Here is a 24,908-nt window from a genome sequence, read left to right on the forward strand (position 1 = left end):
CATTTCGATTCAGTTTTTTTATTCATATCAAATGCGAATATACCCTCGTTATGTAATACGGAGTAAACTTTGTGAAACACACTTTTTAGTTCATCTAAATTAAACTATCACCGGCAGAGATGACCAGTCCCGCAACAAAGATCTAATATACGAGAGTAGGGAAGAGCATCTTGTAAAACGAGGCTGGGTAGGAGTGTTAAACAAAATGTCTCCAATGTTTATTATAGATGTTTGCTAAAATATCATAATTAGAATAAATTGTTTTTCTAACATATGTATTCACCTAAAAATTCATTAAATTATAATAGTCATGCCTCGTTTTAATTTCAAAACCACATTGCGTATATAGTTTTAAAGCGTGGATATTTTTCGTTTCGACGTCTAACTCAATTGTTGAAACTCCTTCTGTAATAAGGGTATGTACTATATTACAAAGAATATCTTTTCCGTATCCTTTACCTTGATAAGAAGGATGAACGGCGAATCCTGATAGTGTAGTAGATTGCTCTTGTTTAGAAACTGTAATTGTTCCTATCGCTTTTTCAGCAATAAGGGCACTGTAAACTTGATGGGAAGATGAATTCATCATTTTTTGTAACCATGTAGCCGTATTTTCTACTGAATCACCAAAAGCTTTACTAGAAATTTTAATAAGGTCAAGAAGTGATTCTGAAGGTGCAAGAGTAAGCTGTATATTATTATCTGTTGTTTTTTGAATTTCGTTTGTTTTGAACGCCATACTATATTCACTATATAAATATGGTAACTTCATATGTTTTACAAATGCATTCCCAGAAATAGAATCCCCATTAATAATAAGAAGAGCTTCATCTGTCTCTCTATTTTGTATTTCTTTCATTGCAGTTTGTAAAAGGATAGTTCCGAAATGTTGTTTTCTAAAATGAGGATGTACAAAGCCTATTAGTTCAAGCTTTGTTGGTCTTTCGAAATCATACATATTTAAAGCGCCAATTAATTGAGTACCGTTATAAAGAAGAAAAACGTTTATATAATCTTCATTTCGATTTTTTAAAAAGTTGATATGTAAATCTGAAGAGTAATCAAGATTATCTTGTTGTCCGCAAATATAAGCTAAATCCTTCATTTGCTGTATTTCACTTTCTGTTACAGAACGCTTTTTCTGAATATCCATTGTATACTCCCTCTCATTTGTATTTAAAAATAGGATGGGTGACTTAACCATTTCTTTAATTCCACATTACCTTGCACAGATAACAGTCGGTATAAATAACGATAAGGCTGTCTATATTCTTCTAAGTGAGGAATAGACATAATTGTTTCGTAACCACTTTTAAAGGCATGTGCTTCTTTTTCGGTAAGTACATATTCTAGTCCGATAAAATCAAACTCTCGCGGAGCAACAGCGTAAGCTTCAGTATCTACTAAACCCGTAATAGTTGTACCGTCAGATAAAAATTGAGTAGGATCCATATCAATTAAGACGAGTGTAGATTCCTTTGGTACGGACAGGGAAGAAAGTTGTGATTCAAAGGTAGGGAATGCATTTTTTATGCTTTCATCATCGGAATAAAACATATTCACAAGCTCTTTACTCACGTTTAAAATATGTGATTGGAATTCATCTAGTGGAACTTGGAACGTGCCAGACGGATTTCCTATGAAATCGGCTTTAAATTTATGTATTTCTGCAAGTCCTTTTCCTAGGCTGAATAAAATAGAATCTGGTTGCTCGATAAAAGATTGAACTGTGTTACCTACTAACTTTTCGACCACCACAAATTCACGGCTATTTAAAACATGTTTTTCTAATATTGTTGGGATAGGAAGATTCGTATGTTCTTGCAGCAATGTATGTACAGTTTCTAAATGATGGACGTTCCTTGGATCAATTCCAAATAGATTTTTACATCCCCACCAAAAATCATTATTTGGTTCTTCATTCATTTTAGAAGCACGAACGATAACTTCTGTATCTTCTGTTTGAACGAGAAAAACATCACTTGCATGATCTTCATAACCTGGGTGCAAGGCTTGAACGGATAGAATAGGTGAATTGAATAGTTGTTGTAACATGAAAAGACTCCTTTTTCTGTAAATTCCATAAATTCATTATATAACAGATGATGAGTTATGAGGATAAAGATAAAAAGATTGAAAGCATACTTACATTTATAGTGAAAACTCATTAAAAATATTATATTTCTCTATTTTTGTATGAATTGTCTAAAAATAATGGTGGTAATACTTGAATGTAAGACTCGTATCTTTAAATCTATGAAGAGTAAAAGTAAAATTAAGCATTCATTTATAAGATTGTGAATCACAATAATGTAGACTATAGAAAATATTTCTCAATAATAAAATGAAGAGAAAAGCATGAAGAAGTAGAATGCATTCATTTATAATAGACTTAAATTAATTAATATAATTAATTGTTAATTTTATTATATTAATTGGATAGGAGAGAATGTTATGGCAAATGTACTCGTAATAAATTTTCCTGGGGAAGGTCATATTAATCCGACTTTAGCTATTGTAAGTGAGTTAATTCAGCGAGGGGAAACAGTTGTTTCTTATTGTATTGAAGATTATAGAAAGAAGGTTGAAGCAACAGGTGCGGAATTCCGAGTGTTTGAGAATTTTCTCTCTCAAATTAATATTATGGAACGAGTAAATGAAGGTGGGAGCCCTTTGACGATGCTATCTCATATGATTGAAGCATCAGAGCGTATTGTTACTCAAATTGTAGAAGAAACAAAAGAGGAAAAATACGATTATTTAATATATGATAATCATTTTCCAGTAGGACGTATTATAGCGAATATTTTACAATTACCAAGTGTTTCATCCTGTACAACGTTTGCTGTTAATCAGTACATTAATTTTCATGATGAGCAAGAATCGAGACAAGTAGATGAAATGGATCCATTATATCAATCTTGTTTAGCGGGAATGGAAAGATGGAATAAGCAGTATGGAATGAAATGTAATAGTATGTATGATATTATGAACCATCCTGGTGATATTACGATTGTATATACTTCAAAAGAATATCAGCCACGTTCAGAGGTATTTGATGAATCGTATAAATTTGTAGGTCCATCAATTGCTACTCGAAAAGAAGTGGGGAGTTTTCCTACCGAAGATTTAAAAAATGAAAAAGTGATTTTCATTTCTATGGGAACAGTTTTTAATGAACAACCTGCTTTGTATGAAAAATGTTTTGAAGCTTTTAAAGATGTTGATGCGACAGTCGTATTAGTCGTTGGTAAGAAGATAAATATAAGTCAATTTGAAAATATCCCGAAAAACTTTAAGTTGTATAATTATGTCCCGCAATTAGAAGTTTTACAGCATGCTGATGTATTCGTGACACATGGTGGTATGAATAGTTCGAGTGAAGCGTTATATTACGGTGTTCCATTAGTTGTAATTCCGGTAACAGGAGATCAGCCATTCGTTGCAAAACGATTGACTGAAGTAGGGGCAGGAATAAGACTTAATCGCAACGAGTTAACTTCTGAATTGTTACGTGAGGCTGTAAAGAAAGTAATGGATGATGTGACGTTTAAGGAGAATAGTCGTAAAGTGGGAGAGTCGCTTAGAAATGCCGGTGGATATCAAAGGGCAGTTGAGGAAATATTCAAATTAAAAATGAAGCCGTACGTAAAGATTAAATAGATGTTAAAAACACACTTACTTTTAATTTGTAAGTGTGTTTTTAGTATTACGCGTTACATGTGTTACATAAAAATAGCGATAAAGGAGAAACTTTTCTGTATATAAATCGATACCTTTGAATTAGTAGTAAAATTACGTTAAAATAATACTAAGAAAATATATAAGTTTTGGGGGTAATGAATGAAGAAAGTATTTGAATACGTATTATTAACAATTGGCTCAATTATAGTAGCAGGTTCATTAGAGCTTATTTTAGCACCTAATGGATTAGTAGATGGCGGGGTAACGGCTATTGCTATTATGGCAAATAAAGTCGCAGGATTGCCGCTTTATGGTGTGTTCTTAGGAATTAATATCCCAATTTTATTATTTACTGCAAAAGTAATGGGAAAGAAATTTTTTATCCGTACATCTTATGCGAATGTAGTTACAACACTCGGATTAATTTATTTAAAACCATTTCCAGCAATTACGACTTCTGAGTTATTAATTGTACTTTATGGTGGAGTACTGTTTGGAATTGGTGTTGGGATTGTTGTTAAAATGGGTGGAGCAATTGACGGTTCGGAAATGTTGGCAGTTTGGATGAATAAACACTTTAATGTACCGATTAGTACATTTTTACTTGCAGTAAATGCAGTTATTTTCATTTTTGTTGCCATTTTATTTTCAATCGAACAAGCGATGTTCTCGTTAGCAATTTTCTATATTGTTACGAAGATGATTGATTTTATACTAGATGGTATTAATCAAGGTAAGAGCGTTATGATTATTTCTGGTAAGAATAAAGAAATAGGCGATTTACTTATGAAAGAATTGCAACTATCTGTTACGTATCTACATGGAGAAGGTGGTTTTTTAGGGGAGCATAAGAGAATCATTTATTGCATTACAAACCGATTCATTTATCCGAAAATGAAAGATCTCGTTCTCTCTGTAGATCCAACGGCTATAATTGAAGCTTCCTATTCAACAGAAACGACTGGTGTGAAACGTCCGGGAAGGAAAGCTAGGTCAGGTGAATAACTAGAAGAAGGCTGTCCAAAAAGTTATTTTGGAACAGCCTTCTTTTTTATTTTGTTGAATTGTTAACATGTTACAAGTTAAACCCACTGTTAACAAGTTTCCTTGCAACTAGGAAACCAAGCATCTTTCAATAATATAGCCAACGTTTCAATTTTATTTTCCGGAATACTACCAAAGCCGAGTAATACGTATGATTCCTTACGTAAATCATTCACGAAATCATATGGAGAAAGTGGGTATAATTTAACGCTTTGTTTTTTAGCGGATTCAATCAGTTCATTTTCATTCATACTGTTATTTACACATAAAACAATATGAAGTCCGGACTGTTCGCCAAGAATTTGAACATTAGCCCCCATTTCTTTCGTAATGGATTTTACTAACGTATGATGTTTTCTTTTATATAGTGTACGACTCCGATTAAGGTGACGTTCCCAATTCCCGTTTTGTATAAAGTTAGCAAAAGCAAGTTGTTGTATTGTAGAGACTGTTTGTTTGAAAATTCCATGCAGTTCTTGATATGTTTTTAAAAGATGTGGTGGTAAAACAACATATCCCATTCGTAAAGAAGGTAAAAAAGATTTTGAGAAAGTTCCCATATAAATAACGCGTTCATTTGAATCAAGACTTTGTAAAGAAGGAATCGGCTTACCAGCGTAGCGAAACTCTCCGTCATAGTCATCTTCAATAATGTATCCATTGCAATCATTAGCCCACTTTAACAATTCTAATCTTCTAGATAAAGGCATAATAATCCCGAGTGGAAATTGGTGTGATGGTGTAACGTATGCGACATTAGAATTTGTATTGTATAAACTAGAAATATCAATCCCTTTTTCATCCAATAGTATGGGATGAATTTGTCTATCACAGCTTTTAATAATTGCGTGTATACGGTGAAATCCAGGGTTTTCAATGCCGTATTCTTTTGTAGGGCCAAGCAGTTGAAGTAGTAGCCAGAGAAGTGGCTGTGTTCCGGCGCCGATCACAATTTGATCAGGTGAAGAATGTACACCGCGAGAATGATATAAATATGTTGATATATGCTCTCGAAGAGCGAATTCACCTTGAGGATCTTCTTTGGCAAATAGTGCATTTTCGTATGTAAGTATGGATTCTTGTAATGCTCGTTTCCAATTTGTAATTGGAAATGCATTTTGATCAATAAGCCCTTGGCTACAATCATATTCAAATTTTTCTTCTATCAAATTGTTCGTCTTCTTTGCTGCATTTCGTTTTTTATTTGGGATAACGTCAATATCGAAATTTGCTACAAAAATACCACGTTTCGGTTTACTTTCTGCATAACCTTCAGCTAATAACTGTTGATAAGCTGATTCAACAGTAATGCGGCTAATATTAAGTTGTGATGCTAAATTTCTGTGTGAGGGGAGACGTGTGCCAACAGAAATAGTCCCTTGTATAATTTCAGCTTTTATATATTCGTAAATTTGCAAGTAAATAGGTGTGTTACTTTGTAATTGCAATGGGATAGTAAAATCCATATAAAACTCTCCTTTAAAACTGGCCTTATAAAAAACACTTAAACTGCCACTTAAGTAAAGGGCAGTTTCTTTCTATAATAATGATATAACATTTAGAAAATTATTTAAATAGTTAAGGGAGAGTTAAAAATGAATGTTAAAGAAGTAGTAACAAAAGAGCAATTACATGAAGTATTACCTGTTTTACAGCAATTAAGAACGAAACTTTCAAAAGAGGAAACAAGCTCTTTATTTCGAAATATGAAAGAAGAAAATTATAAACTATTTTCGCTGCGTAATGAGGATGGTGAAGTTGTTAGCCTTGCAGGTGTAGCAATTTGTACGAACTTTTATAATAAGAAACACGTTTTCGTATATGACCTTGTAACAGCAGAAGCACATCGTTCAAAAAGACATGGGAAAGTATTACTTTCGTATATAGAGAACTGGGGAAAGGAAAACGAATGTGAGTCTATCGTCCTCACGTCAGCATTTTCAAGAATTGATGCTCATCGTTTTTATGAAAGAGAAGGGTATGATAAGGTGAGTTATTCTTTTCATAAAGAATTATAAAAAATAAGAAGAAGTTGTCCCGCAAAAGTTGGGAACAGCTTCTTCTTATTTTTTAAGTTATTATTAAACCGTAAATAGGTTGTAAGTTATGGTATATGTATTTGAAAAGGTTATATAGTGTATTTTGTCGAATTGTTTTAATTTAATAAAGAGAATGATTGGAGCGCTTATACTTGAAAAAAATAAAGGAACTATCAATCCCTAATGATGCTAGAGTTATCGTCATATCTGATATTCATGGAGAATTAAATCTTTTAAAAGAAGCACTACATAAAGTTAACTTTAAAGATGAAGATTATTTAATTATTAATGGAGATCTTTGCGAGAAAGGACGAGATAGCGTAGGCGTAGTAAACTACGTTATGAATCTTGTAAAGAACAATTCAAAGGTTCACGTTGTTGAAGGGAATTGTGAAGTTATAGTTGATGCTCTTCTAAATGAAAATCCTGATCTTATTAATTATTTATGTATGAGAAAGCACTCGATTTTTAATGAATGGCTAGAGCAATTGGGTTTTTCAGTTCATGAGGGCACTTCAATTCGTGAAGTGAAAGAAGCATTGTTAAGTGAATTTTCACAAGAACTATATTGGCTAACAGAGTTGCCAACAGCGATTGAAACAGAAGATTATATTTTTGTGCATGCCGGTCTAGAAGATAGAGTAGATTGGAAACAAACTGAGCGCAAAAATGCGATAGCAATGCCACAGTTTTTTAATAAATCACATAAAGCAAATAAGTATGTAATAGTTGGTCATTGGCCTGTCGTGAACTATTCTGAAGAAGCACCGTCTAACAATCCAGTTATTGATAAGGAGAAAAAAATTATTGCAATTGATGGAGGAAATGCAATTAAAGAAGCAGGGCAATTAAACGTATTTATTATTCAGAGGAAACAAACGGGCGATACGTTTTCTTATACATATGTAGACTATTTTCCGGAGTATGAAGTAATAGCGGATTTTAATGCGAATTCAGAAATGCAGGGCGGAGTGACATATCCGTATTATTACATAGAGCCTATCGAGAAGATGCAAGATTACACCGTATGTAAACAAAAGGAAACGAATAATTTACTCACTGTAAAAAATGAATATATGAAACAACTTGAGTCAGGTGAATATACAGTGAAAACCGATATTTCTTGTGCGCAAATAAGCGTTAGGAAGGGAGATATCGTTTCTCTCATTGATGATAGCTGTTCAGGATATGATTTAATTAAAAAAGATGGCGTAGAGGGTTGGATAGGGAAAGGGATTTTAGTTGAGATAGAAAAAGTGAAAAATAAAACATTAAGCTGAAATAGGAGGGATATAACCTCCTATTTTTTTAAAGGAGTAGATTGCTTGCTGTCTTTAATAAGTAAATAAATCGTACTCGGCAGAATGATAAGCGTCATTCCTAAAAGAATTGCTAGTATAGCATAACCTCTATAGGGAGCAGAAACGATAAAAGGAAGTATCGCTAAAAAAATACCTGCTATCATCATTGAAATACTACTAATATTTGAAGCTCTTTTTTCAAGGTGCTTATCATTCCATTCTAATGAAACGGTTGATTTAGTCGTATCAATTTTGGAACTGAAATAACCTATTAATATAAATAAAAGCCCTAATGCTAAAAATATGAAATGATCAAGAGGAAGTGAAAAGCCAAGAGCGATGAGGGCGATGACAATATCGACAAAAAATAAGAATAGTAACATTGTGTTGCCGATCCAATGGAGAAATTTCTGGTTACTCGCTGCTTTAGATAAAGCTAAAAATACAAAGAATAAGAAGGAACATATAATTATATTTACGATTACAAAAGTGCTTTTATCCATTGTTGATGTAGGCGTTCCATTGAAGTCCCATTTCGTAACAATATTTGATGGTAAGAAGAAATATAGAATAATATTTGTCGTAATAATAGTGAGAAATATAGCAATACTAAATCGATTATTCACTAAATCACCAGCTTTCTAAATCAATAATTGGTATCTAATAACAAAATTATACAATATAATAAATGATATTAGTTTTGATTTTTCTGAAAAAATATTATAATTATATATGAAATAAAGAGGAATGCAGGAGGGAATTATGCAAAACGTTGTATTAAAGGGGAAGAAAGTTACAATTCGTACAATAGAAGAATCGGATATAAAAACATTATGGAATATCATATTTAAAGAAGAAAGCCCAGAATGGAAGAAATGGGATGCGCCATATTTCCCGTTCTCAATGCAAGAATACTCTTCCTATAAAGAGAAGATGCAAACTCGTTTGCAAGAAGAACCACTGTCAAATTTAATTATAGAAAATAACGGTCAAATTATAGGGACGGTCGGATTTTATTGGGAGCATAAACCGACGCGTTGGTTGGAGATGGGAATTGTTATTTATAATCCAACTTACTGGAATGGTGGCTACGGTACAGAAGCGTTAACGTTATATCGAGATTTATTATTTGAAAAGATGGAAATTGGTAGAGTAGGGCTCACGACTTGGTCTGGTAATGAACGAATGATGAAAGTAGCGGAGAAAATAGGAATGAGCTTAGAAGGTAGAATGCGAAAGTGTCGTTATTATAACGGAACATACTATGATTCTATTCGAATGGGCATGATTCGTGAAGAATGGGAAGCGCTATGTGTAACGAAGGGGTGAGAAAGATTGTACGCTATTATTGCTACATTTGATGGTGTGTTTACTAATAAAATTACAGAACTGCAAAATGAATTAACAAATGTAATTGGAACAAATCAATTAGCTGGAGTAGAACCTCATATAACGATTGCGGATTATAATGAGTTAGATGTTCATTTGTATACGGAGAAACTAGGGGAGTTTGTAGCTATTCAAGAAAATATAGACGCAGTAACTTTTCCTTCTGTTGGAATTTTTCCTACTAATGGAACGGTCTTTCTAGCGCCGACCGTTACCGATGAATTGTTAAAACTTCATTATTCTTATCATGATTATTTTAAAACTTTTCATGACAACCCAAATTCATATTACGTACCGGGAAAATGGGTTCCGCATTGTACAATTGCAAATAGATTACATACAAAGCAGTTTTTAAGTGTAATGGAATATATTTATGGAAAGTTTAATTTTGCAACAGCTTCAATTGAGAAATTAAAATTAATTAAGGTGAATTATGAAAATGGTTTTGCCGTTTCTTCTAGTATATTAGCAGAATATAATTTAAAGAGAATGGAGACATCGAGATGACATATATAATTAGAGAAATGAAGCAAGAAGACATTCACGCTGTACAATCAGTAGCAAAAATAGCTTGGCATGATACATATGAAGGCATTATTCCGAGAGAAATTCAAGATAGTTTTTTAGACGAGGCATATTCTGATGAAAAAATGAAATATCGTCTTAAAAATACACATTTATTCGTTGCGGAAGAAGAGGGTGAAGTAATAGGGTTTGCGAACTTTTCACCTGTTAGACTACAAAACGAAGCGGAATTAGGTGCGATTTATTTGTTACCAGATCAGCAAGGAAAAGGGATCGGAAGTGCTTTATTACAAAAAGGAATTAAAGCATTAAATGGGATACGGAAATTGTACATACATGTAGAAGCAGCAAATGAAAAAGGAAAACGCTTTTATGAAGCGAAAGGTTTTGCTGAATTAGAGCAATTTGAAGAAGACTTTGAAGGACATATGATGCAGACAGTAAGGATGGTTTTATACGTATAAGGAGAACTAGTAATGAAAATTTTTGATTTTAGTGAAAAAGTAGGAAAGCACCTATCAGTATTTCAATCTAATTTCATCATGTCGAAAATATTAAACCATCGAGGAAATATACATATCGGTGCTATGCATTTACACGAGAATGGAATCATCGGTAATCATGAAGCAGTTGTATCTCAACTGCTTCTTATTGTGGACGGGACAGGATATGTATGTGGAGTAAATAAAGAAAAGATAAAGATAGAGGCGGGACAAGCTGTGTTTTGGGAAAAGGGAGAGCTCCATGAAACAAGTACAGAACACGGATTAACGGCAATTGTTATGGAAGCGGAGAATCTTGAACAAGCGATAGTAATGCCTATTATTCAAGGGGAGTTGTGAAAAATGATAATTAAGGCGAATCAAGAAGATACCAATGAAATATTAAAATATGCGGCTCAATCGCTTTTTGAAGGGACGAGAGGCAATTGTCAATTAAGTACCAAGAAAGCAATTGAGATTACAAAGCCGATTGTAGAAAAAGGAGCATACTATTTAATTATTAAAGAAGAAAATAAAGTAATGGGATGGATATTAATAGGGGAAAATACAGACTATTTTTCTCGTGAAAAACTTGGATTTATATATGAATTGTACGTTTTCCCAAAATATCGCGGGAGAGGATTATCGCGAGAACTGATGGAAGCTGGTATTAAGGAATTAAAGGAGAAGTATTCAGAAATTCGGTTGAATGTATTTGCTGGGAATTTTGCAAAAGAGATGTACGAAGAGTTTGGGTTTGTTGAAAGGCAGGTAATTATGATTTTGAAGTGAGTATTATAGTCTGAATGGGAGAAGAGAAAACAATGATTTAGTGGCTACTTTATCGCTGGAATTTAAAGCGAATAAGTATAAAATAGATGGTTTGCCTTTATTTTATAGTAGATTTATAGAGTGTGCTTAAAAAATAAATAAATTAGTATTATACAATATATCGTTATTATAGTAAAAGAGAAATTTTGGAAAAATATCATTTTTTTGTTTAGAAATTTTTAAATTATTGGTTAATTTTACTATTTTTTAATTTTAAGGGGGATTTAATAATGGCAGGACAAATTCGTATGTCACCAGAGGAGCTTAAATCGAAAGCGACTCGATATGGACAAGGTGCAAATCAAATTGAGGACATTTTACGTCAACTACAAAACTTACAAAATGAATTAAGAGGAGAATGGGAAGGTCGTGCTTTCGAAGGTTTTGACCAACAGTTCAATCAATTAAAGCCAAAAGTACAAAACTTCGCACAGCTATTACAAGAAATTAATATGCAGCTTAATAAAACTGCGGAAGCTGTTGCTAGACATGACGAAGATCTTTCTCGTAATTTCGGTCTACAATAAGACAGATAAAAAGAAATATATAATTTAGCCATGCAACCATACGTTGTATGGCTAAATTACTTTAAAACTAGAGTAAGATACGAAGTCTTTCATTAGATAGACTCGCAGTCGCAGGAGTGATAAGTAGTGAAAAAGTTCAAATGGAGCATCTTGTTGTTTATTATTTTAGCTCTTGTACTATCAACAGGGGTCTCCTATTTAGCATTAAATCAAAATGTTAAGAAAGCTAATGAGAATACTACACCAAAAATGACAGTTGCGTTGGTAAATGAAGATCAGGGTACTGTATTTGAGGGTAATAAAATAGCGTTTGGAGATCAATTTGTTAAAAATGTAAATAAAAATACGAAACAAGAATGGTACGTAGTTAGTCGCGGGGTAGCAGAAAATGGATTGAAAAATAATAATTACAATATGATGATTGTTATTCCAAATGATTTTTCTAGGAAAGCAGTTGCGATTGATTCAGAGATTCCGGAGAAATTAACGTTAAACTACAAAGTAAATGCAACTGGGAATAAGGATTTGAAAGCTGAGGCAGAAAATACAGCTTCTGTTATTTTAGAAGATTTCAATAAGCAAATAATCGACGTTTATTTTGCGAGTATTATCGGTAAGCTACAAGGTGCACAAGATAATATAGGTAAAATAATTGAAAAAGGAAACGTTCAAACAACTATGTATAAAAAAGATATACATAGTCCGTTAGCAAATTACACAAATCAATTTAAAACAGTACAAGATTATACAGGTGTTTCTGTTAATAGTTTCAAAGGATTTCAGGATGTTTTAAAAGGTTTCGGTCAAGCGTTAGATGAAGGGAATAAATCTAACAGTACGTACTTAGATGGTTTTAATAACTTTCAAAAAATGCAAACTGATAACAATTTGTTAGCGAATAATTTCACAAATCAATTCAATCAATATATGAATGATATGAATACAGGCGATGCTTTAAAGCAATTAAGTGCATTGGAATCCGCTAATAAAATTATTTCAAATCAATTTACGTTTTCAGAGAAAGAACCGAAAATTTTAACTGATGCTTCAGCAATTCAAAAATATTTAGCAGATGTAAAAAAACAAGTGTCTGAATATGATACAGAACTTGCAGGGAAGTTAGAAAGTGATATTCAAGAGACGGTAATTAAGAAATTAAAGCAATCTATGTCGAATGATGGAAAGCAAGAAATCTTCATAAATACATTAATGAAACAACCAGATGCTCGAATAAAGAAACAAATCGAGAATTTAATTGCGAAATTACCTAGTTTAAACATGGAAGAAATCGGTCAAAGTGATTTGCCAAATACAACGAAATTACAACTGCAAAATGTAATTCAATTTACAAAAAAATATAATAAAGAAAATAATTTTTATTATGATCCTGTAAATAAAATATCTTTAGGAAACGCAATTAAAGAAGTAAAGGATAGACTTTATACAGAGGGAATTACATTTAGTGATACTGCTAAAGTAATTAAAATGGAATCTCCGCAAATTTTGAAGATAAAGATTCCAGAAGAATTTAAACTAGATGGAAGTACAGAAGCTTTATATATTGATGATGTGGATCGTACAAGTGACTTTCTTCAAAGCGAAGCAGGAGAAATTACAATAGCTCCTCGTAATGAAGGGGATATAAAGATTAGGTTACATGTGAAGCTAAAAGATCCAAACATCAATATAGATGTTTTCTCTCCTGTAACATGGCAGTGGGAATTGAGCGGGACTCATAAAAAAGAAACTAGTCCTGAAAAAGAAGAACCTAACAAAGAAGATAAAGGAACACAAACGGAAAATAGCAAGGTGGAAAATGTGGTTCATAAATCACAGTATGGCATAATGCCGTTAGTACACAATGCTAAAACGCCTATTATTCAAAAAACAGAACAGAGTAATAATGGTGACAGTGTCAAGCCTGATGCAGGAGGAAAACCTGATACGGGAGGAAATCCAGACACAGGAGGAAAACCTGATACGGGAGGAAAACCTGATACAGGAGGAAAACCTGATACGGGAGGAAAACCTGATACAGGAGGAAAACCTGATACAGGAGGAAAACCTGATACAGGAGGAAATCCAGACACAGGGGGGGAAACCTGATACAGGAGGAAATCCAGACACAGGAGGGAAACCTGATACAGGAGGGAAACCTGATACAGGAGGAAATCCAGATACAGGAGGGAAACCTGATACAGGAGGAAATCCAGACACAGGAGGGAAACCTGATACAGGAGGAAATCCAGACACGGGAGGAAACCCTGATACAGGAGAGAAACCTGATACAGGAGAAAAACCTGATACAGGAGAGAAGCCAGACACTGGGACAGATAACGGCAGCAATTCAAAAATTATTGAAAGTACAACGAATCAAGTTATACATCAAAAAACAGAAAAAATACCAGATATTACTTCTAGTGTATTAATAAAAGAAGCAGTAGATACAGTCGAAAGTTATCAAGGTTTAATGAGCCTTTACGAAATGTATTATGGGATTGATTTAAGAACGAAAGATGTAGGTCCTAAGTTAGAAGAGGGAAGTTTAGATGCAATTGCGACGGATCAATCTTTGTACTACGTATTAAATAAACAAAGCTTAATTGATTTAATTTCAAATCTTGTTTCATCAAGTATTACTACAGAAATAAAGCAAGATATGTCAGGTTTAAAACAAAAAATAAACTCTTATCAACAATCTATTACTAGTGCGGATCAAAATTCTATGCTACTAGCGGAGAAATTAAATGGAACGACGCAACAAGCAACTAGTATGAATGAAAATTTAGGAGAGTATGTAAAAGGTTTAGCGAAATGGCGTGAGAATAGCTTAAAGCTAGTTGAAGAGCAGCAAGTATTAACAACAAATCATGCTGGTGAGCAAACAGCTATTTTATCGTTAGATTCTGGTATTAAATCATTAATGATGCAAAGTCAGTCATTGGTCGAAAGTTCGAAGCATAGTTTAGCAACTTCAGACGATGTATATAAAACATTTGATCAAATCAATGGACAAGCAAAAGAAATTCAAGACAGCGGAACGACAATTGTTTCAAAAGCTGATTTATTACTAAACGACTTTACGAAGAAAATGGAAGATGATAAATCATTCTCCAAAAACTTTACGAAAATTTTAGCGAATAGTCGTATTGGAGATCGTCAAAATGAAATGCTATATGACTTTTTAGCTAGTCCAGTTCAAAAGCAAAATGATGGAGTAATTGTAGCAGGTAATGCTTTTACACCGTACTTAATTGTATTAACTTGTTTCATTGTTGCATTATTTACAGCATACGCAATTGCGAATCAAGAAAAGAAACGAATGCAATCAGATCATTTTGAAGAGAAATTCTCATTAATTGATATGAATGTACCAACTACAGTAGTAGCTTTCGGTATATCAATTGTGGAAGGGATTAGTATAGGTATCATTTCTGGGCGTCTTTTAAAGTTCGGTCAGGATCAAAGTTTACTATGGATTGCGTTCATCACATTTATTATGATGGCGTTTGTATTGGTCTCAACCTACTTATTACGACAAATAAAAATGGTAGGTATGTTTATACTATTAGTATTTTTAAGCATGTACCTATTTTTAACTGAGGCAGTTGGAAGTAAAGTAGATCAAATGTCCTCTGTCGGAAAGATACGTCAATTCTCACCGCTTCAGTATATAGAAAGTTTTCTAAATGATTTTATTAGTGGTAAAGATACTGGGAAAGTTATTTTTGTCGTATTGTTTGTAATTGCCATTATTGGATTGGTTAGTAATCTATTTGTATGGCATAAGAAATGGGAGGAAAAAGAAGTAAATGATCAAACAATGGAGCATAGTGGCTAAGTTATCATTTCTCTCTATCCTTTTACTGTTTGTCGCGCTACCGATAAGGAGCGCGGCTGACAGTTATCTTGGTGATGATGGGAAGATTAAGTTTAAAGTGGATCGACTTGAAGAAAGCGACCAAGAAAAAAATAAAAAGGAACATAAGGAAACAGAATTAGATAAAGCATCGATTGAATTATTTAACAAAGATATAGAAGAAGAAATTGAGAAAAAGAAAAAGAAAGAACAAAAAGATATGGAAGCTTTGCGAGATTCTCTTTTTATAAAACAAAAAGAGAATAATAGTGTTAAAGATACGAAAAATAGTTTGTTTAGCAGTGAATACATTGTCAGAAAAAGTGCAGATGAAGTAGCAAGTAATGAAACAATGAATGAAGAGCCAATTAGTATAACAATAATATTATTATTTGGCGGTGGCATTCTACTTATTTGCATCGGTATTTATACGGTTCTTCGTAAAAGTTGGAGGTAAAGCGATGGCAATACAAACACATATCAATGTGACAGTAGATTTTAGTAAATGGAATGGAAATACATATGATTTGCGTATTCCGAATCATCAATCTATTAAATATTTATTGAAAAACTTATTAGATACGCTAAAGATTGATAATCATGAAGGTTCGCATTTTGTGATTAAAGTGAAAAATAAGTCAATTGTTTTAACAGATAATGATCGTTTAATTGATCACCAAATAACAGATGGAGATATTTTGCAAGTTTTATAAAGAATATTTTTTACTTTTAGTTATTTGAAAATAAGTTATTACGGGTTATAAAGAAAAGGAGAAGAGGATAAACATGACGGAAAAAATAATTCAAATTGATGCAATGAACTATCAATTTCAAATAGAAAAAGAAAATTGGAAATTGGAGATGACCAAATCTCAAACACGTATAAAAGACTTCCGTCAATTCGATATAATTACGGGCGTATCATCTGAATTTGTACCATTAACAATAGAAGAAACGGATGATATGTTTACGTTTCTATATCAAGTAGATAAAAAATTATATAAGTGGGACGATCTTAGCCGTTTTAGAAGAAATGAGAAATTAAGACTACTTCGGAATGTTGCGCAGTTTCGTAAATATTTAAATAAACGAATCACGTTCTTTTTACATCCAGACAATATAGTTTTTAATGCTAATTTAATACCAAGTATTATACATAGAGGAATTCGAGATATTGTTCCGCCAACCCCGTTATTAGAAGAGCAGTTTTTAACACAATATAAGTGTCTAATTATTGCTTTATTCTCCCAAAAACATAACTTTGATGATTTGTATGCTGGGTTACTAAAAGATGCAAAAGAAACAACATTTGAACAGACCGTTGCTCAAATGGAAAGCTTAGATGCATTACTGCAGTTTCTTGATGACAGCTTTGAGAAGGAACAAACAAAAACAGAAAAAAATATGCAGTTAGTACCTAAAAAAAGCTATAAATCATTTAAATACTTAGCTTTTTCCTTCATAGCGGCGACAGTTATTTTAGCTGCTCCTTTAATATATTTCACTTTTATAAAATTTCCTTATCAAAATAAATTGTTAGAAGCAAATGCAAGTTTCATAGCAACTGATTATGACAAAGTCATTACGCAATTGAATGAGGAGGAGTTTGAATCATTACCGATTGCATCTAAATATGAGTTAGCATTTGCATACATTACAGCTGAAAAACTAGGTGAAGCTCAAAAGAAATCGATTATGAAAAACATTAGTTTGAAAAGTGATGAAAAGTATTTGCTGTATTGGATGTATAACGGAAAAGGTAATTTTGATAAATCATTAGATTTAGCTAAGACACTTGATGATCCTCAGCTTATTATGTACGGCCTTGTTAAACAAATTGAATCACTGAAAAATAATCCAGATTTATCAGGGGAAGAACGTGATCAAAAGTTAAAAACATATGAGCAACAATTAGATGAATATAAAAAGAAATATGGCAATTCATCAAGCGATAAAAATTTGTCGGACACAGAGAAAAAAGAGTAAGCACTTGATGAGACAGTTGAAAAGGAGCAGTGAACACGGATGGAGCAACTATTAGTATTGACTTATGGAGACAAAATATATAAGTGCACATTACATCCAAATGAGCAATCAATAGTGTCGATTGGAAAAGAGTGGACAAATGATATTACGAATCCAAGTTTAGAACAAGAAGTAGAGTTAAAGTGGAATAATGAAGTAAATGCTTGGATGGTACAGGATCAATTAATAGAATTTAATAAGGAGATTGAGATTGGGAAAACAAGAGATGTGAGCTTGAAAATCTTTATATCTATTGTTGGCACAACTAGAGTGTTTGATATCGGAACGAAACATTCTCTTACAGTGAGTCAAAACGATTACGATGATATTTCTATTACCGGGACTAGTGTAGATTTAATGCTATCTCGCGAAACGTTGTACGATTCTTTTAAAGTGAACGTGTATGGCGGGGATGTATTTCATAATTATACGAAGTTAAAAGATAGCGTTATGTTGGAATCAGGAGACGTATTATATTTTGATGGTATTTTATTGGAGATTGGTAGTGAAGACATTCAAGTACTTTCTTCAGAAGATAAAGTGAAATCTGAGTTACCTATTTTAGTAGAATCAGAAACGAATTATCAAAGTGGTTATCCAGACTATCATCGTTCACCACGTATTATTTACCGTGAACCAGAAGAGAAAATGACAATTGCAAAGCCTTCAAGTATGCCATCAAAACCAACGGAGCATTTAGCAAGAATCATTGCACCTTCACTTGTCATGATTGTCGTAACTGTATTACTTGCTATTTTCATGAAATATGGAATGTTTATTATCGCATCGATTGCGATGACATTAGTAACAATCATTGTTTCTGTCACATCGTATATTAAAAATTTGAAGCAATATAAAGTCGACATTGTTGAACGAGATAAAAGCTATAGAGAGTATATAAAACAAAAAACGAAAGATTTACATGCAGAAAGTGAAAAACAGCGTCACGCATTACATTATCACAATCCAAATGTAGAAGTAATACGTAATATGGCAGTTCAAGTAAATCCTCGAATTTATGAAAAAACAATGTTACATCATGATTTCTTAACATTTAGCGTTGGAACAGGACAAGCTAATACGAGTTTTGAAATTCAATTTAATGAAGAAGAATTTAGTCAAACGAAAGATGAATTAATTGATATAGCACGTGAACTAAGACAGCGTTATCTATCGTTGGAAGATGTACCAGTTGTAACAGATTTAATGAATGGACCAGTCGGTTATATTGGTCAACGCTCTTTAGTGTTAGAGCAATTACAATTATTAGTTGCACAAACGGCTTTATTCCATAGTTATTATGACTTGCAGTTTATTACTATTTTTCCGGAAGAAGAAAAAGAAAAATGGGATTGGATGCGCTGGTTACCTCATGGAAGTGTTCGCGATATAAATGTACGTGGATTTGTATACCATGATCGTAGCCGTGATCAAGTGTTAAATAGTTTGTATCAAATATTGAAAGAACGAAAATTAAAACTAGATGAAAAAAGTTCTACTAATGAAAAAATGTACTTTGCACCGCACTATGTCGTTCTCATTACAGATGAAAAACTAATATTAGACCATGTTGTTATGGAATTCTTTAATGATGATCCGAGTCAATTAGGTGTATCACTTGTATTTGTACAAGATGTTATGCAAAGTTTACCGGAGCATGTGAAAACGGTAATAGATATAAGAGATGCAAAACAAGGGAACATCATCTTAGAGCAAGGAGAACTTGTTAACCGTCAATTTAAACTAAATCATGTGCCAAAAGGATTCAATTTAGAAGATATTTCACGGGCATTAGCACCATTAAATCATTTGCAAAACTTAAAAAATAGTATTCCAGAAAGCGTAACATTTTTAGAAATGTATGGCGTTGAAAAAGTAAAAGAACTGAATATTACAAGTCGTTGGGAGAAAAATGCAGCGCATAAATCTTTAGCTGTACCACTTGGATTACGTGGTAAAGAAGATATCGTAAACTTAAACTTACACGAAAAAGCACACGGACCACACGGATTAATAGCAGGTACAACGGGTTCAGGTAAATCGGAAATTATACAATCGTATATATTATCTCTAGCAGTAAATTTCCACCCGTACGAAGTAGCCTTTTTACTAATTGACTATAAAGGCGGCGGTATGGCGAATTTATTCAAAAACTTACCGCATTTATTAGGAACAATTACGAACTTAGATGGAGCACAAAGTATGAGAGCGCTCGCATCAATTAAAGCTGAATTACAGAAAAGACAACGATTATTTGGTGAAAATGATGTAAACCATATTAATCAGTATCAAAAACTGTATAAAGAAGGCTTAGTAAGTGAGCCGATGCCGCATCTATTTTTAATTAGTGATGAATTCGCGGAATTGAAGTCAGAACAACCAGAATTTATGAAAGAGTTAGTTTCAACAGCGCGTATCGGTCGTTCACTCGGAATCCATTTAATATTAGCTACGCAAAAACCGAGTGGTGTTGTAGATGATCAAATTTGGAGTAACTCGAAATTCAAACTAGCACTAAAAGTTCAAAATACGTCAGATAGTAATGAAATTTTAAAAACGCCAGATGCTGCTGAAATTACATTACCAGGACGTGCTTATTTACAAGTTGGGAATAATGAAATTTATGAACTATTCCAATCAGCTTGGAGCGGAGCAGACTATGTAGAAAATAAAGAGGATAAAGAACATTTAGACGCAACAATCTATGCAATAAATGATCTAGGACAATATGAAATATTAAGTGAAGACTTAAGTGGACTTGGTAGCAGTAAAGAAGTAATAAGCGTACCATCTGAACTGGATGCTGTTATTGACTACATTCACGATTACGCAGAAATAAATGAAATTGAAGCGTTAGCTAGACCGTGGTTACCACCACTTCCAGAAAGCGTATATTTACAAGACTTACACGCTATTCAGTTCAAAGAAGCATGGACGAAAGAAAAGAAACCATTACAAGCAACAATTGGTCTACTAGATCAGCCTGAATTACAATCACAAACACCATTAACACTAGATATTAGTAAAGACGGACACGTAGCGGTCTTCTCAAGTCCAGGCTACGGAAAATCAACATTCTTACAATCAGTCATTATGGATGTAGCTCGTCAGCATAGTCCGGAGCATTTGCATGTGTATTTATTAGACTTCGGAACAAATGGCTTAATGCCATTAAAATCTTTACCGCATGTGGCAGACATCATTACATTAGACCAAGTTGAAAAATGCGAGAAATTTCTTCGTCGCATAGAAGACCTATTAAAAGATAGAAAGCAATTGCTAAGTAAATATGGTGTTGCGAGTCTTGAAATGTATGAGAGAGCTAGTAAAGAAGTATTACCAACAATATTAATTACGTTAGATAACTATGATGCTGTTAGAGAAGCTGGATTTGTCGAAGACTTTGAACGCATTATTGCACAAATTGTACGTGAAGGGGCAGCAGTAGGAATTCATTTAATGCTTACGGCTACACGTCAAAATGCATTGAGAGTACAAGTAAATACAAATATTAAACTACAAATTGCTCTATATATGATAGATGAGGCAGAATCTAGAGCTATTGTAGGAAGAACAGACTTAAAAATTGAAGAATTAGCAGGCCGTGGTTTAGTTAAAATTGACGAACCAACAATCTTCCAAACAGCTTTACCGACAAATGGAGAAGATGTCCTTACTCGAATTGAAAATATACAAGCTGAAGGAAAAGAGATGGATTCCTTCTGGGATGGAGAAAGACCGAAAGCAATTCCTATGGTACCTGAAGTTCTGGAATACAAGGAATTCATTGCATGGCCAGAAACAAGAAAAATTATTGAAGCAGGCAAACTAACATTTGGTGTAGAGACAGAAAACGTTACGCCTCTCGAATTAGATTTAACGGAAGCGTCTAATATTGTTGTAGGGGGAATTAAGAAAGATGAAGTTGAAAATGTAGTTCATCAATTCCTTCAACAGTTAGCAGACAGTGGACACTTTGACCTAGGTTTAATTGATACAAGAACACGAAATTTCTCAAACTATAGAGAGAGCGCTGCTTTATATGTAGCTGAAAAAACAGGAATTGAGAAAACGATTAAACAAGTTACAAACGCTTATAAATCGAGAGAAGCGGCGTTTAAAGAGGAGCAGGAAGCATCAAGTGAAACAGTGAATCCGGCAGAATTTATTAAGAAATTTAAGCCGATTGTAATCGTAATTGCAGATGTAAATGATATTTTAAGTAATTTAGAAGATAGCGATATATATAGTTTAGCGGAATTAATAACAAATGGTGCATTTATGGGCATCCACTTCGTAATTGGCTGTGATGTTGATTCAATTGACAGTCGATATGACTTAGTTTCAAAAACAATAAAAACGCAATCTCATGTTATTTTACTTAGAAAATCATCAGGCCAAATGGTCTTCGATGTATCTAATAAAGATTTAAGTAGTACAAAATTAAATCCATTTGAAGGGTATTTTGTTGAAAATCGTTTTGCTACTAGAATTAAAGTGCCAACTATTTAAGGGGGGATTTGCATGGGGATAGAGGAATTAAATAGTCAAAAATCTGGTTTATTAAGTAGTATAAGTCATCAACAAGGGCAATTGGCTGAATTACAAATGAAACTACGAAGGCTAATAACTGCTAAGGGGAAATTTGTAAATAATCTTGAAGCAATTAAACAAAATCAAGAGCAGTTTAAGTCTTTAGAAATAAACGAGAGTAGTTGGAAAGGGCAAAGAGCAACTACTTTTAAAGAAACATATGAACAACAAGTCATTTCGAATTTAGGGAAGTTTATTGGAGAACTAGGGAGAGTGCAAGAAGACATCGATCAAGCTATACGGCGGCTTGAAAGAGAAATCGCTACATGTGAGTCTAGTATTCTTTCTCTAAGTAGAAGTGTTTCAATGGTTGACGCTAATATTCAAGTAGAAGTACAGAAGGCGGGGAAATGATAAATGGGGGAAATTAAATTAAATAAAGGGGTATTTGATGCGAAAGTAAGTGATTTGAAAAGTGGTGCTAGTGATTTAGGGAAGACTAAATTTAATGGTATGCAGTTGAGTCGTACGAATTTGACTAGATTAACTCAATTTTGTGAAGCAATCGAAATGTTATCTCAAAAGGTGCAGCAATATGAACAGTTATTAGAAAATGATTTAAATAACATACAACAAGCCGGGGAGAAAATAGTCGAACAAGATGAACAACTTGAAAAAAGTTTAAGCAGCATTCCGGGCCATTAATTTTGAAATAGGGGGGATGTAAGGTGGACAAAAATATTGAATTACAGGAAGTGAAAGAACTTCAAACGCGCTTTAATTCAAATGTTGAAGAGTTAAATCAACATTTCGAATCAGTATTACAAAAAATAATGGGTGTTACACAAATTAGCTCTTTTCAAGGGAAAACAGCTGATGGAATTAAAGTCTAGTGGTAATAAGTCAAGAGTAAAACAAGACTGATTTTTTCTAGGTGCGATTTTTTCAGCATACGGAAATAGACCCGACCAAAAATGAAATTTTTTCGGGCCGTTTCCAAGATTGCGTCAATAACAAAGTGTTATTTTTCTATCACGCTCCTTGGTGGCGTGTAGAGTTGATGGTTACGTAGTAGCGTATCCACCAGACGCACAAATTTTCTTGCGGTTAAGACGATGGCTCTTTTGTGTTGATGTTTGGGTGTTTCTTTGTATTTCTTTTGATAAAATGCTTGATATTCAGGCAAATATCTTCTTACTGAATTGGCAGCCTCAACTAAGTAATAGCGAAGATAACGATTGCCTTGTTTGGTTAAGGGCGTATTTTCAGACTGATAATTTCCAGATTGCTTGATTTTCCAGCTTAATCCGGCATATTTAGCTAGTTTCGTTTGGTCTTCAAATCGTTGGATTTGTCCGATCTCAGCTAGTAATCCAGCAGCATACACTTTTCCAACACCAGGAATACTCGTCAAGCATTGGTATTCTGGTAGGACCATTACGAGCTGTTCAATTGCCTTATCAAGGTCTTTGATACTGGCTTCGAGTGCACGAATTTCGCGAGCAAGAATACTCAGGATAATATTGATGGATTCTTGAGCGACTTCTCCTAAACGATAAGACATAGTAATGGCTCGTTGAATCGTTTTCGCTAATCCTTCTGGATTTTTAAACCGGCCGTTACCTTTTTCTTGAAGCAAAGAGGCGAAATCTGTTAAAGGCATTTGAGCTAATTCTTCTAACCCATAATCTTCTGTCATTAAAGCGATTAAGGTAGCTCCAAATACAGAAGAAGGAGTTTCGCTATTCTTTAACTCACGCGTGAGCGTGTTGCATTTGTAAGTTAAATTTTCGAGAAAATGTTGTTTCGTTTCTACAAGTTGTCCAATTAATTGGTAACGTGTGCGAGTTAAACGTTGAAGAGCCATATATTTCTCTTCTTTAATGGGAGACGTAGTGAATCTTTGGATTCTTAAAAAGTCAGCGATTCGCATCGCATCATTTTTATCTGTTTTATCTTCATCAAATATTCGACTGAATTGCTTGATGCGAAAAGGATTTTCGATGGTAACGACGGTATTTATACGCTTTAATTCTCGATCCTCATTAAAAAATGTAGCAGGATGAAAGCTGTACATAGAAGTTGACTCCATGCCTATGACGATTTGAGAAAACGAGTACACATTTTGAAATTCTAAAATTTTTTGTTTAATTTGATGAGCGCCTTTCACGTCATTTCCGAGACTCGCTTCAAGAAGAATTGTCAATTGGTTATCGTCTGATAAAAAGCACACATCTAGTTTCTCAGAGCTGACATCTAATCCGACAAATAAGTTCATTTGGAAGGACCTCCTTTCATTGGTTATTTGGAATATGCTTCGATACTATGGGATTTCCCAGAAGCTCATTGCGTAACCACAACCTCGCCTACGAGAATACAATGACAACTTTTGGGGGCTACCTTTTGAACTACTATCCAAAAGCCCAATCAGTTATCGAAACAGCTAGTGTGTTGGTAGTGATAGCAATGGCTCGGGTAACAGACTTTTTATCGTAGACAGAGCTACAGGGGAAATGAGCAAATTCCCGATGGATCCTTTCCATACATCCATTGTATCTGGGAAATTCAATAATATCGAAACAAATTCCGTAAGGAATCTTGTTATCTATTTTTTTTAAAATCAGGGTAATTAGAAAGCAGAAATACTGATCTAAACTATATTCTACGAG

22 protein-coding genes and 2 pseudogenes are annotated in these 24,908 nt (G+C 33.5%); 18 read left to right on the plus strand and 6 right to left on the minus strand.

Annotated features, from left to right (window positions below):
* Positions 1-20: 20 nt before the first annotated feature.
* From V6946_RS10620 to V6946_RS10630, 3 genes and pseudogenes are all read right to left on the minus strand, one after another.
* Positions 21-283 (minus strand): annotated as a pseudogene (locus tag V6946_RS10620) (class I SAM-dependent methyltransferase); the annotation flags it as partial.
* Positions 284-1,153: a GNAT family N-acetyltransferase gene (locus tag V6946_RS10625; RefSeq protein WP_366981883.1), complete on the minus strand. Its 870-nt coding sequence runs from the start codon at positions 1,151-1,153 to the stop codon at positions 284-286. It lies immediately after the preceding pseudogene.
* Positions 1,154-1,176: 23 nt separating this feature from the next.
* Positions 1,177-2,055, minus strand: coding sequence for a hypothetical protein (locus V6946_RS10630; protein WP_006923785.1), 879 nt, complete (start codon positions 2,053-2,055; stop codon positions 1,177-1,179).
* A 399-nt stretch (positions 2,056-2,454) separates the two neighbouring features.
* Between V6946_RS10630 and V6946_RS10635 the strand changes: the two genes are divergently transcribed.
* Both V6946_RS10635 and V6946_RS10640 read left to right on the plus strand, forming a co-directional pair.
* On the plus strand, positions 2,455-3,663 hold the full coding sequence (locus V6946_RS10635; RefSeq protein ID WP_006923787.1) for a macrolide family glycosyltransferase: 1,209 nt from the start codon (positions 2,455-2,457) through the stop codon (positions 3,661-3,663).
* Between the two features lie 180 nt (positions 3,664-3,843).
* A complete protein-coding gene (locus V6946_RS10640; RefSeq protein WP_000755126.1) occupies positions 3,844-4,689 on the plus strand; it encodes a YitT family protein in 846 nt (281 codons plus the stop codon).
* 89 nt (positions 4,690-4,778) lie between these two features.
* Here V6946_RS10640 and V6946_RS10645 read toward each other — a convergent pair whose 3' ends face one another.
* Entirely contained in the window at positions 4,779-6,194 is a 1,416-nt protein-coding gene (locus V6946_RS10645) for a PLP-dependent aminotransferase family protein (protein WP_006923789.1), read from the minus strand.
* A 129-nt stretch (positions 6,195-6,323) separates the two neighbouring features.
* On the opposite strand from V6946_RS10645, the gene V6946_RS10650 reads away from it, so the two are divergent.
* Positions 6,324-6,746 carry a GNAT family N-acetyltransferase gene (locus V6946_RS10650; RefSeq protein ID WP_366981885.1) on the plus strand — a complete coding sequence of 141 codons (423 nt, stop codon included), beginning with the start codon at positions 6,324-6,326 and terminating at the stop codon, positions 6,744-6,746.
* A 173-nt stretch (positions 6,747-6,919) separates the two neighbouring features.
* On the plus strand, positions 6,920-8,047 hold the full coding sequence (locus V6946_RS10655; RefSeq protein WP_016122366.1) for a metallophosphoesterase: 1,128 nt from the start codon (positions 6,920-6,922) through the stop codon (positions 8,045-8,047).
* Positions 8,048-8,067: 20 nt separating this feature from the next.
* Here the strand turns inward: V6946_RS10655 and V6946_RS10660 are convergent, their stop codons facing one another.
* Positions 8,068-8,694, minus strand: a complete 627-nt coding sequence (locus V6946_RS10660) for a DUF1648 domain-containing protein (protein ID WP_006923794.1) — start codon at positions 8,692-8,694, stop codon at positions 8,068-8,070.
* Positions 8,695-8,830: 136 nt separating this feature from the next.
* On the opposite strand from V6946_RS10660, the gene V6946_RS10665 reads away from it, so the two are divergent.
* From V6946_RS10665 to V6946_RS10730, 14 genes and pseudogenes are all read left to right on the plus strand, one after another.
* Positions 8,831-9,397: a GNAT family N-acetyltransferase gene (locus V6946_RS10665; protein ID WP_001181857.1), complete on the plus strand. Its 567-nt coding sequence runs from the start codon at positions 8,831-8,833 to the stop codon at positions 9,395-9,397.
* Positions 9,398-9,403: 6 nt separating this feature from the next.
* Positions 9,404-9,964 (plus strand): 2'-5' RNA ligase family protein, encoded by a 561-nt coding sequence (locus V6946_RS10670; protein ID WP_006923797.1) that lies wholly within the window; start codon positions 9,404-9,406, stop codon positions 9,962-9,964.
* Entirely contained in the window at positions 9,961-10,446 is a 486-nt protein-coding gene (locus V6946_RS10675; protein ID WP_000221048.1) for a GNAT family N-acetyltransferase, read from the plus strand. Before V6946_RS10670 ends, V6946_RS10675 begins: the two co-directional genes overlap by 4 nt.
* Positions 10,447-10,458: 12 nt before the next feature.
* Positions 10,459-10,824, plus strand: coding sequence for a cupin (locus V6946_RS10680; protein WP_000688074.1), 366 nt, complete (start codon positions 10,459-10,461; stop codon positions 10,822-10,824).
* A 3-nt stretch (positions 10,825-10,827) separates the two neighbouring features.
* Complete coding sequence (locus V6946_RS10685) at positions 10,828-11,256, plus strand: GNAT family N-acetyltransferase (RefSeq protein WP_006923801.1); 429 nt, start codon at positions 10,828-10,830, stop codon at positions 11,254-11,256.
* A 269-nt stretch (positions 11,257-11,525) separates the two neighbouring features.
* The gene (locus V6946_RS10690) at positions 11,526-11,822 is read left to right on the plus strand and encodes a WXG100 family type VII secretion target (RefSeq protein ID WP_000918601.1); all 297 of its coding nucleotides are present in this window, start codon (positions 11,526-11,528) and stop codon (positions 11,820-11,822) included.
* 153 nt (positions 11,823-11,975) lie between these two features.
* Positions 11,976-15,663, plus strand: a pseudogene (gene esaA, locus V6946_RS10695) (type VII secretion protein EsaA).
* Complete coding sequence (gene essA / locus V6946_RS10700; RefSeq protein ID WP_000595653.1) at positions 15,635-16,138, plus strand: type VII secretion protein EssA; 504 nt, start codon at positions 15,635-15,637, stop codon at positions 16,136-16,138. Before esaA ends, essA begins: the two are co-directional and overlap by 29 nt.
* Before the next feature lie 4 nt (positions 16,139-16,142).
* Positions 16,143-16,394, plus strand: coding sequence for an EsaB/YukD family protein (locus V6946_RS10705; RefSeq protein ID WP_001007571.1), 252 nt, complete (start codon positions 16,143-16,145; stop codon positions 16,392-16,394).
* A 73-nt stretch (positions 16,395-16,467) separates the two neighbouring features.
* Positions 16,468-17,667 (plus strand): type VII secretion protein EssB, encoded by a 1,200-nt coding sequence (gene essB, locus V6946_RS10710; protein WP_001990259.1) that lies wholly within the window; start codon positions 16,468-16,470, stop codon positions 17,665-17,667.
* Between the two features lie 39 nt (positions 17,668-17,706).
* Complete coding sequence (essC, locus tag V6946_RS10715; RefSeq protein ID WP_006923814.1) at positions 17,707-22,218, plus strand: type VII secretion protein EssC; 4,512 nt, start codon at positions 17,707-17,709, stop codon at positions 22,216-22,218.
* 12 nt (positions 22,219-22,230) lie between these two features.
* On the plus strand, positions 22,231-22,653 hold the full coding sequence (locus V6946_RS10720) for a DUF5082 family protein (RefSeq protein ID WP_006923816.1): 423 nt from the start codon (positions 22,231-22,233) through the stop codon (positions 22,651-22,653).
* Positions 22,654-22,656: 3 nt separating this feature from the next.
* A complete protein-coding gene (locus V6946_RS10725; protein ID WP_006923818.1) occupies positions 22,657-22,944 on the plus strand; it encodes a TIGR04197 family type VII secretion effector in 288 nt (95 codons plus the stop codon).
* 23 nt (positions 22,945-22,967) lie between these two features.
* A complete protein-coding gene (locus tag V6946_RS10730) occupies positions 22,968-23,132 on the plus strand; it encodes a hypothetical protein (RefSeq protein ID WP_406622359.1) in 165 nt (54 codons plus the stop codon).
* A 128-nt stretch (positions 23,133-23,260) separates the two neighbouring features.
* Here the strand turns inward: V6946_RS10730 and V6946_RS10735 are convergent, their stop codons facing one another.
* On the minus strand, positions 23,261-24,517 hold the full coding sequence (locus V6946_RS10735; RefSeq protein WP_256426878.1) for an IS110 family transposase: 1,257 nt from the start codon (positions 24,515-24,517) through the stop codon (positions 23,261-23,263).
* Positions 24,518-24,908: the final 391 nt, after the last annotated feature.

The organism is Bacillus sp. PPSBB_2 (assembly GCF_045291115.1).
In the GTDB taxonomy this organism is placed as follows: Bacteria; Bacillota; Bacilli; order Bacillales; family Bacillaceae_G; genus Bacillus_A; species Bacillus_A cereus.

Excerpts from the sequence above, each read along its gene's own strand:
- V6946_RS10625 (WP_366981883.1), bottom strand. The coding sequence starts at position 1,153 with ATGGATATTCAGAAAAAGCGTTCTGTAACAGAAAGTGAAATACAGCAA.
- V6946_RS10630 (WP_006923785.1), bottom strand. The coding sequence starts at position 2,055 with ATGTTACAACAACTATTCAATTCACCTATTCTATCCGTTCAAGCCTTG.
- V6946_RS10635 (WP_006923787.1), top strand. The coding sequence starts at position 2,455 with ATGGCAAATGTACTCGTAATAAATTTTCCTGGGGAAGGTCATATTAAT.
- V6946_RS10640 (WP_000755126.1), top strand. The coding sequence starts at position 3,844 with ATGAAGAAAGTATTTGAATACGTATTATTAACAATTGGCTCAATTATA.
- V6946_RS10645 (WP_006923789.1), bottom strand. The coding sequence starts at position 6,194 with ATGGATTTTACTATCCCATTGCAATTACAAAGTAACACACCTATTTAC.
- V6946_RS10650 (WP_366981885.1), top strand. The coding sequence starts at position 6,324 with ATGAATGTTAAAGAAGTAGTAACAAAAGAGCAATTACATGAAGTATTA.
- V6946_RS10665 (WP_001181857.1), top strand. The coding sequence starts at position 8,831 with ATGCAAAACGTTGTATTAAAGGGGAAGAAAGTTACAATTCGTACAATA.
- V6946_RS10675 (WP_000221048.1), top strand. The coding sequence starts at position 9,961 with ATGACATATATAATTAGAGAAATGAAGCAAGAAGACATTCACGCTGTA.
- V6946_RS10680 (WP_000688074.1), top strand. The coding sequence starts at position 10,459 with ATGAAAATTTTTGATTTTAGTGAAAAAGTAGGAAAGCACCTATCAGTA.
- V6946_RS10685 (WP_006923801.1), top strand. The coding sequence starts at position 10,828 with ATGATAATTAAGGCGAATCAAGAAGATACCAATGAAATATTAAAATAT.
- V6946_RS10690 (WP_000918601.1), top strand. The coding sequence starts at position 11,526 with ATGGCAGGACAAATTCGTATGTCACCAGAGGAGCTTAAATCGAAAGCG.
- essA (WP_000595653.1), top strand. The coding sequence starts at position 15,635 with ATGATCAAACAATGGAGCATAGTGGCTAAGTTATCATTTCTCTCTATC.
- V6946_RS10705 (WP_001007571.1), top strand. The coding sequence starts at position 16,143 with ATGGCAATACAAACACATATCAATGTGACAGTAGATTTTAGTAAATGG.
- essB (WP_001990259.1), top strand. The coding sequence starts at position 16,468 with ATGACGGAAAAAATAATTCAAATTGATGCAATGAACTATCAATTTCAA.
- essC (WP_006923814.1), top strand. The coding sequence starts at position 17,707 with ATGGAGCAACTATTAGTATTGACTTATGGAGACAAAATATATAAGTGC.
- V6946_RS10720 (WP_006923816.1), top strand. The coding sequence starts at position 22,231 with ATGGGGATAGAGGAATTAAATAGTCAAAAATCTGGTTTATTAAGTAGT.
- V6946_RS10725 (WP_006923818.1), top strand. The coding sequence starts at position 22,657 with ATGGGGGAAATTAAATTAAATAAAGGGGTATTTGATGCGAAAGTAAGT.
- V6946_RS10735 (WP_256426878.1), bottom strand. The coding sequence starts at position 24,517 with ATGAACTTATTTGTCGGATTAGATGTCAGCTCTGAGAAACTAGATGTG.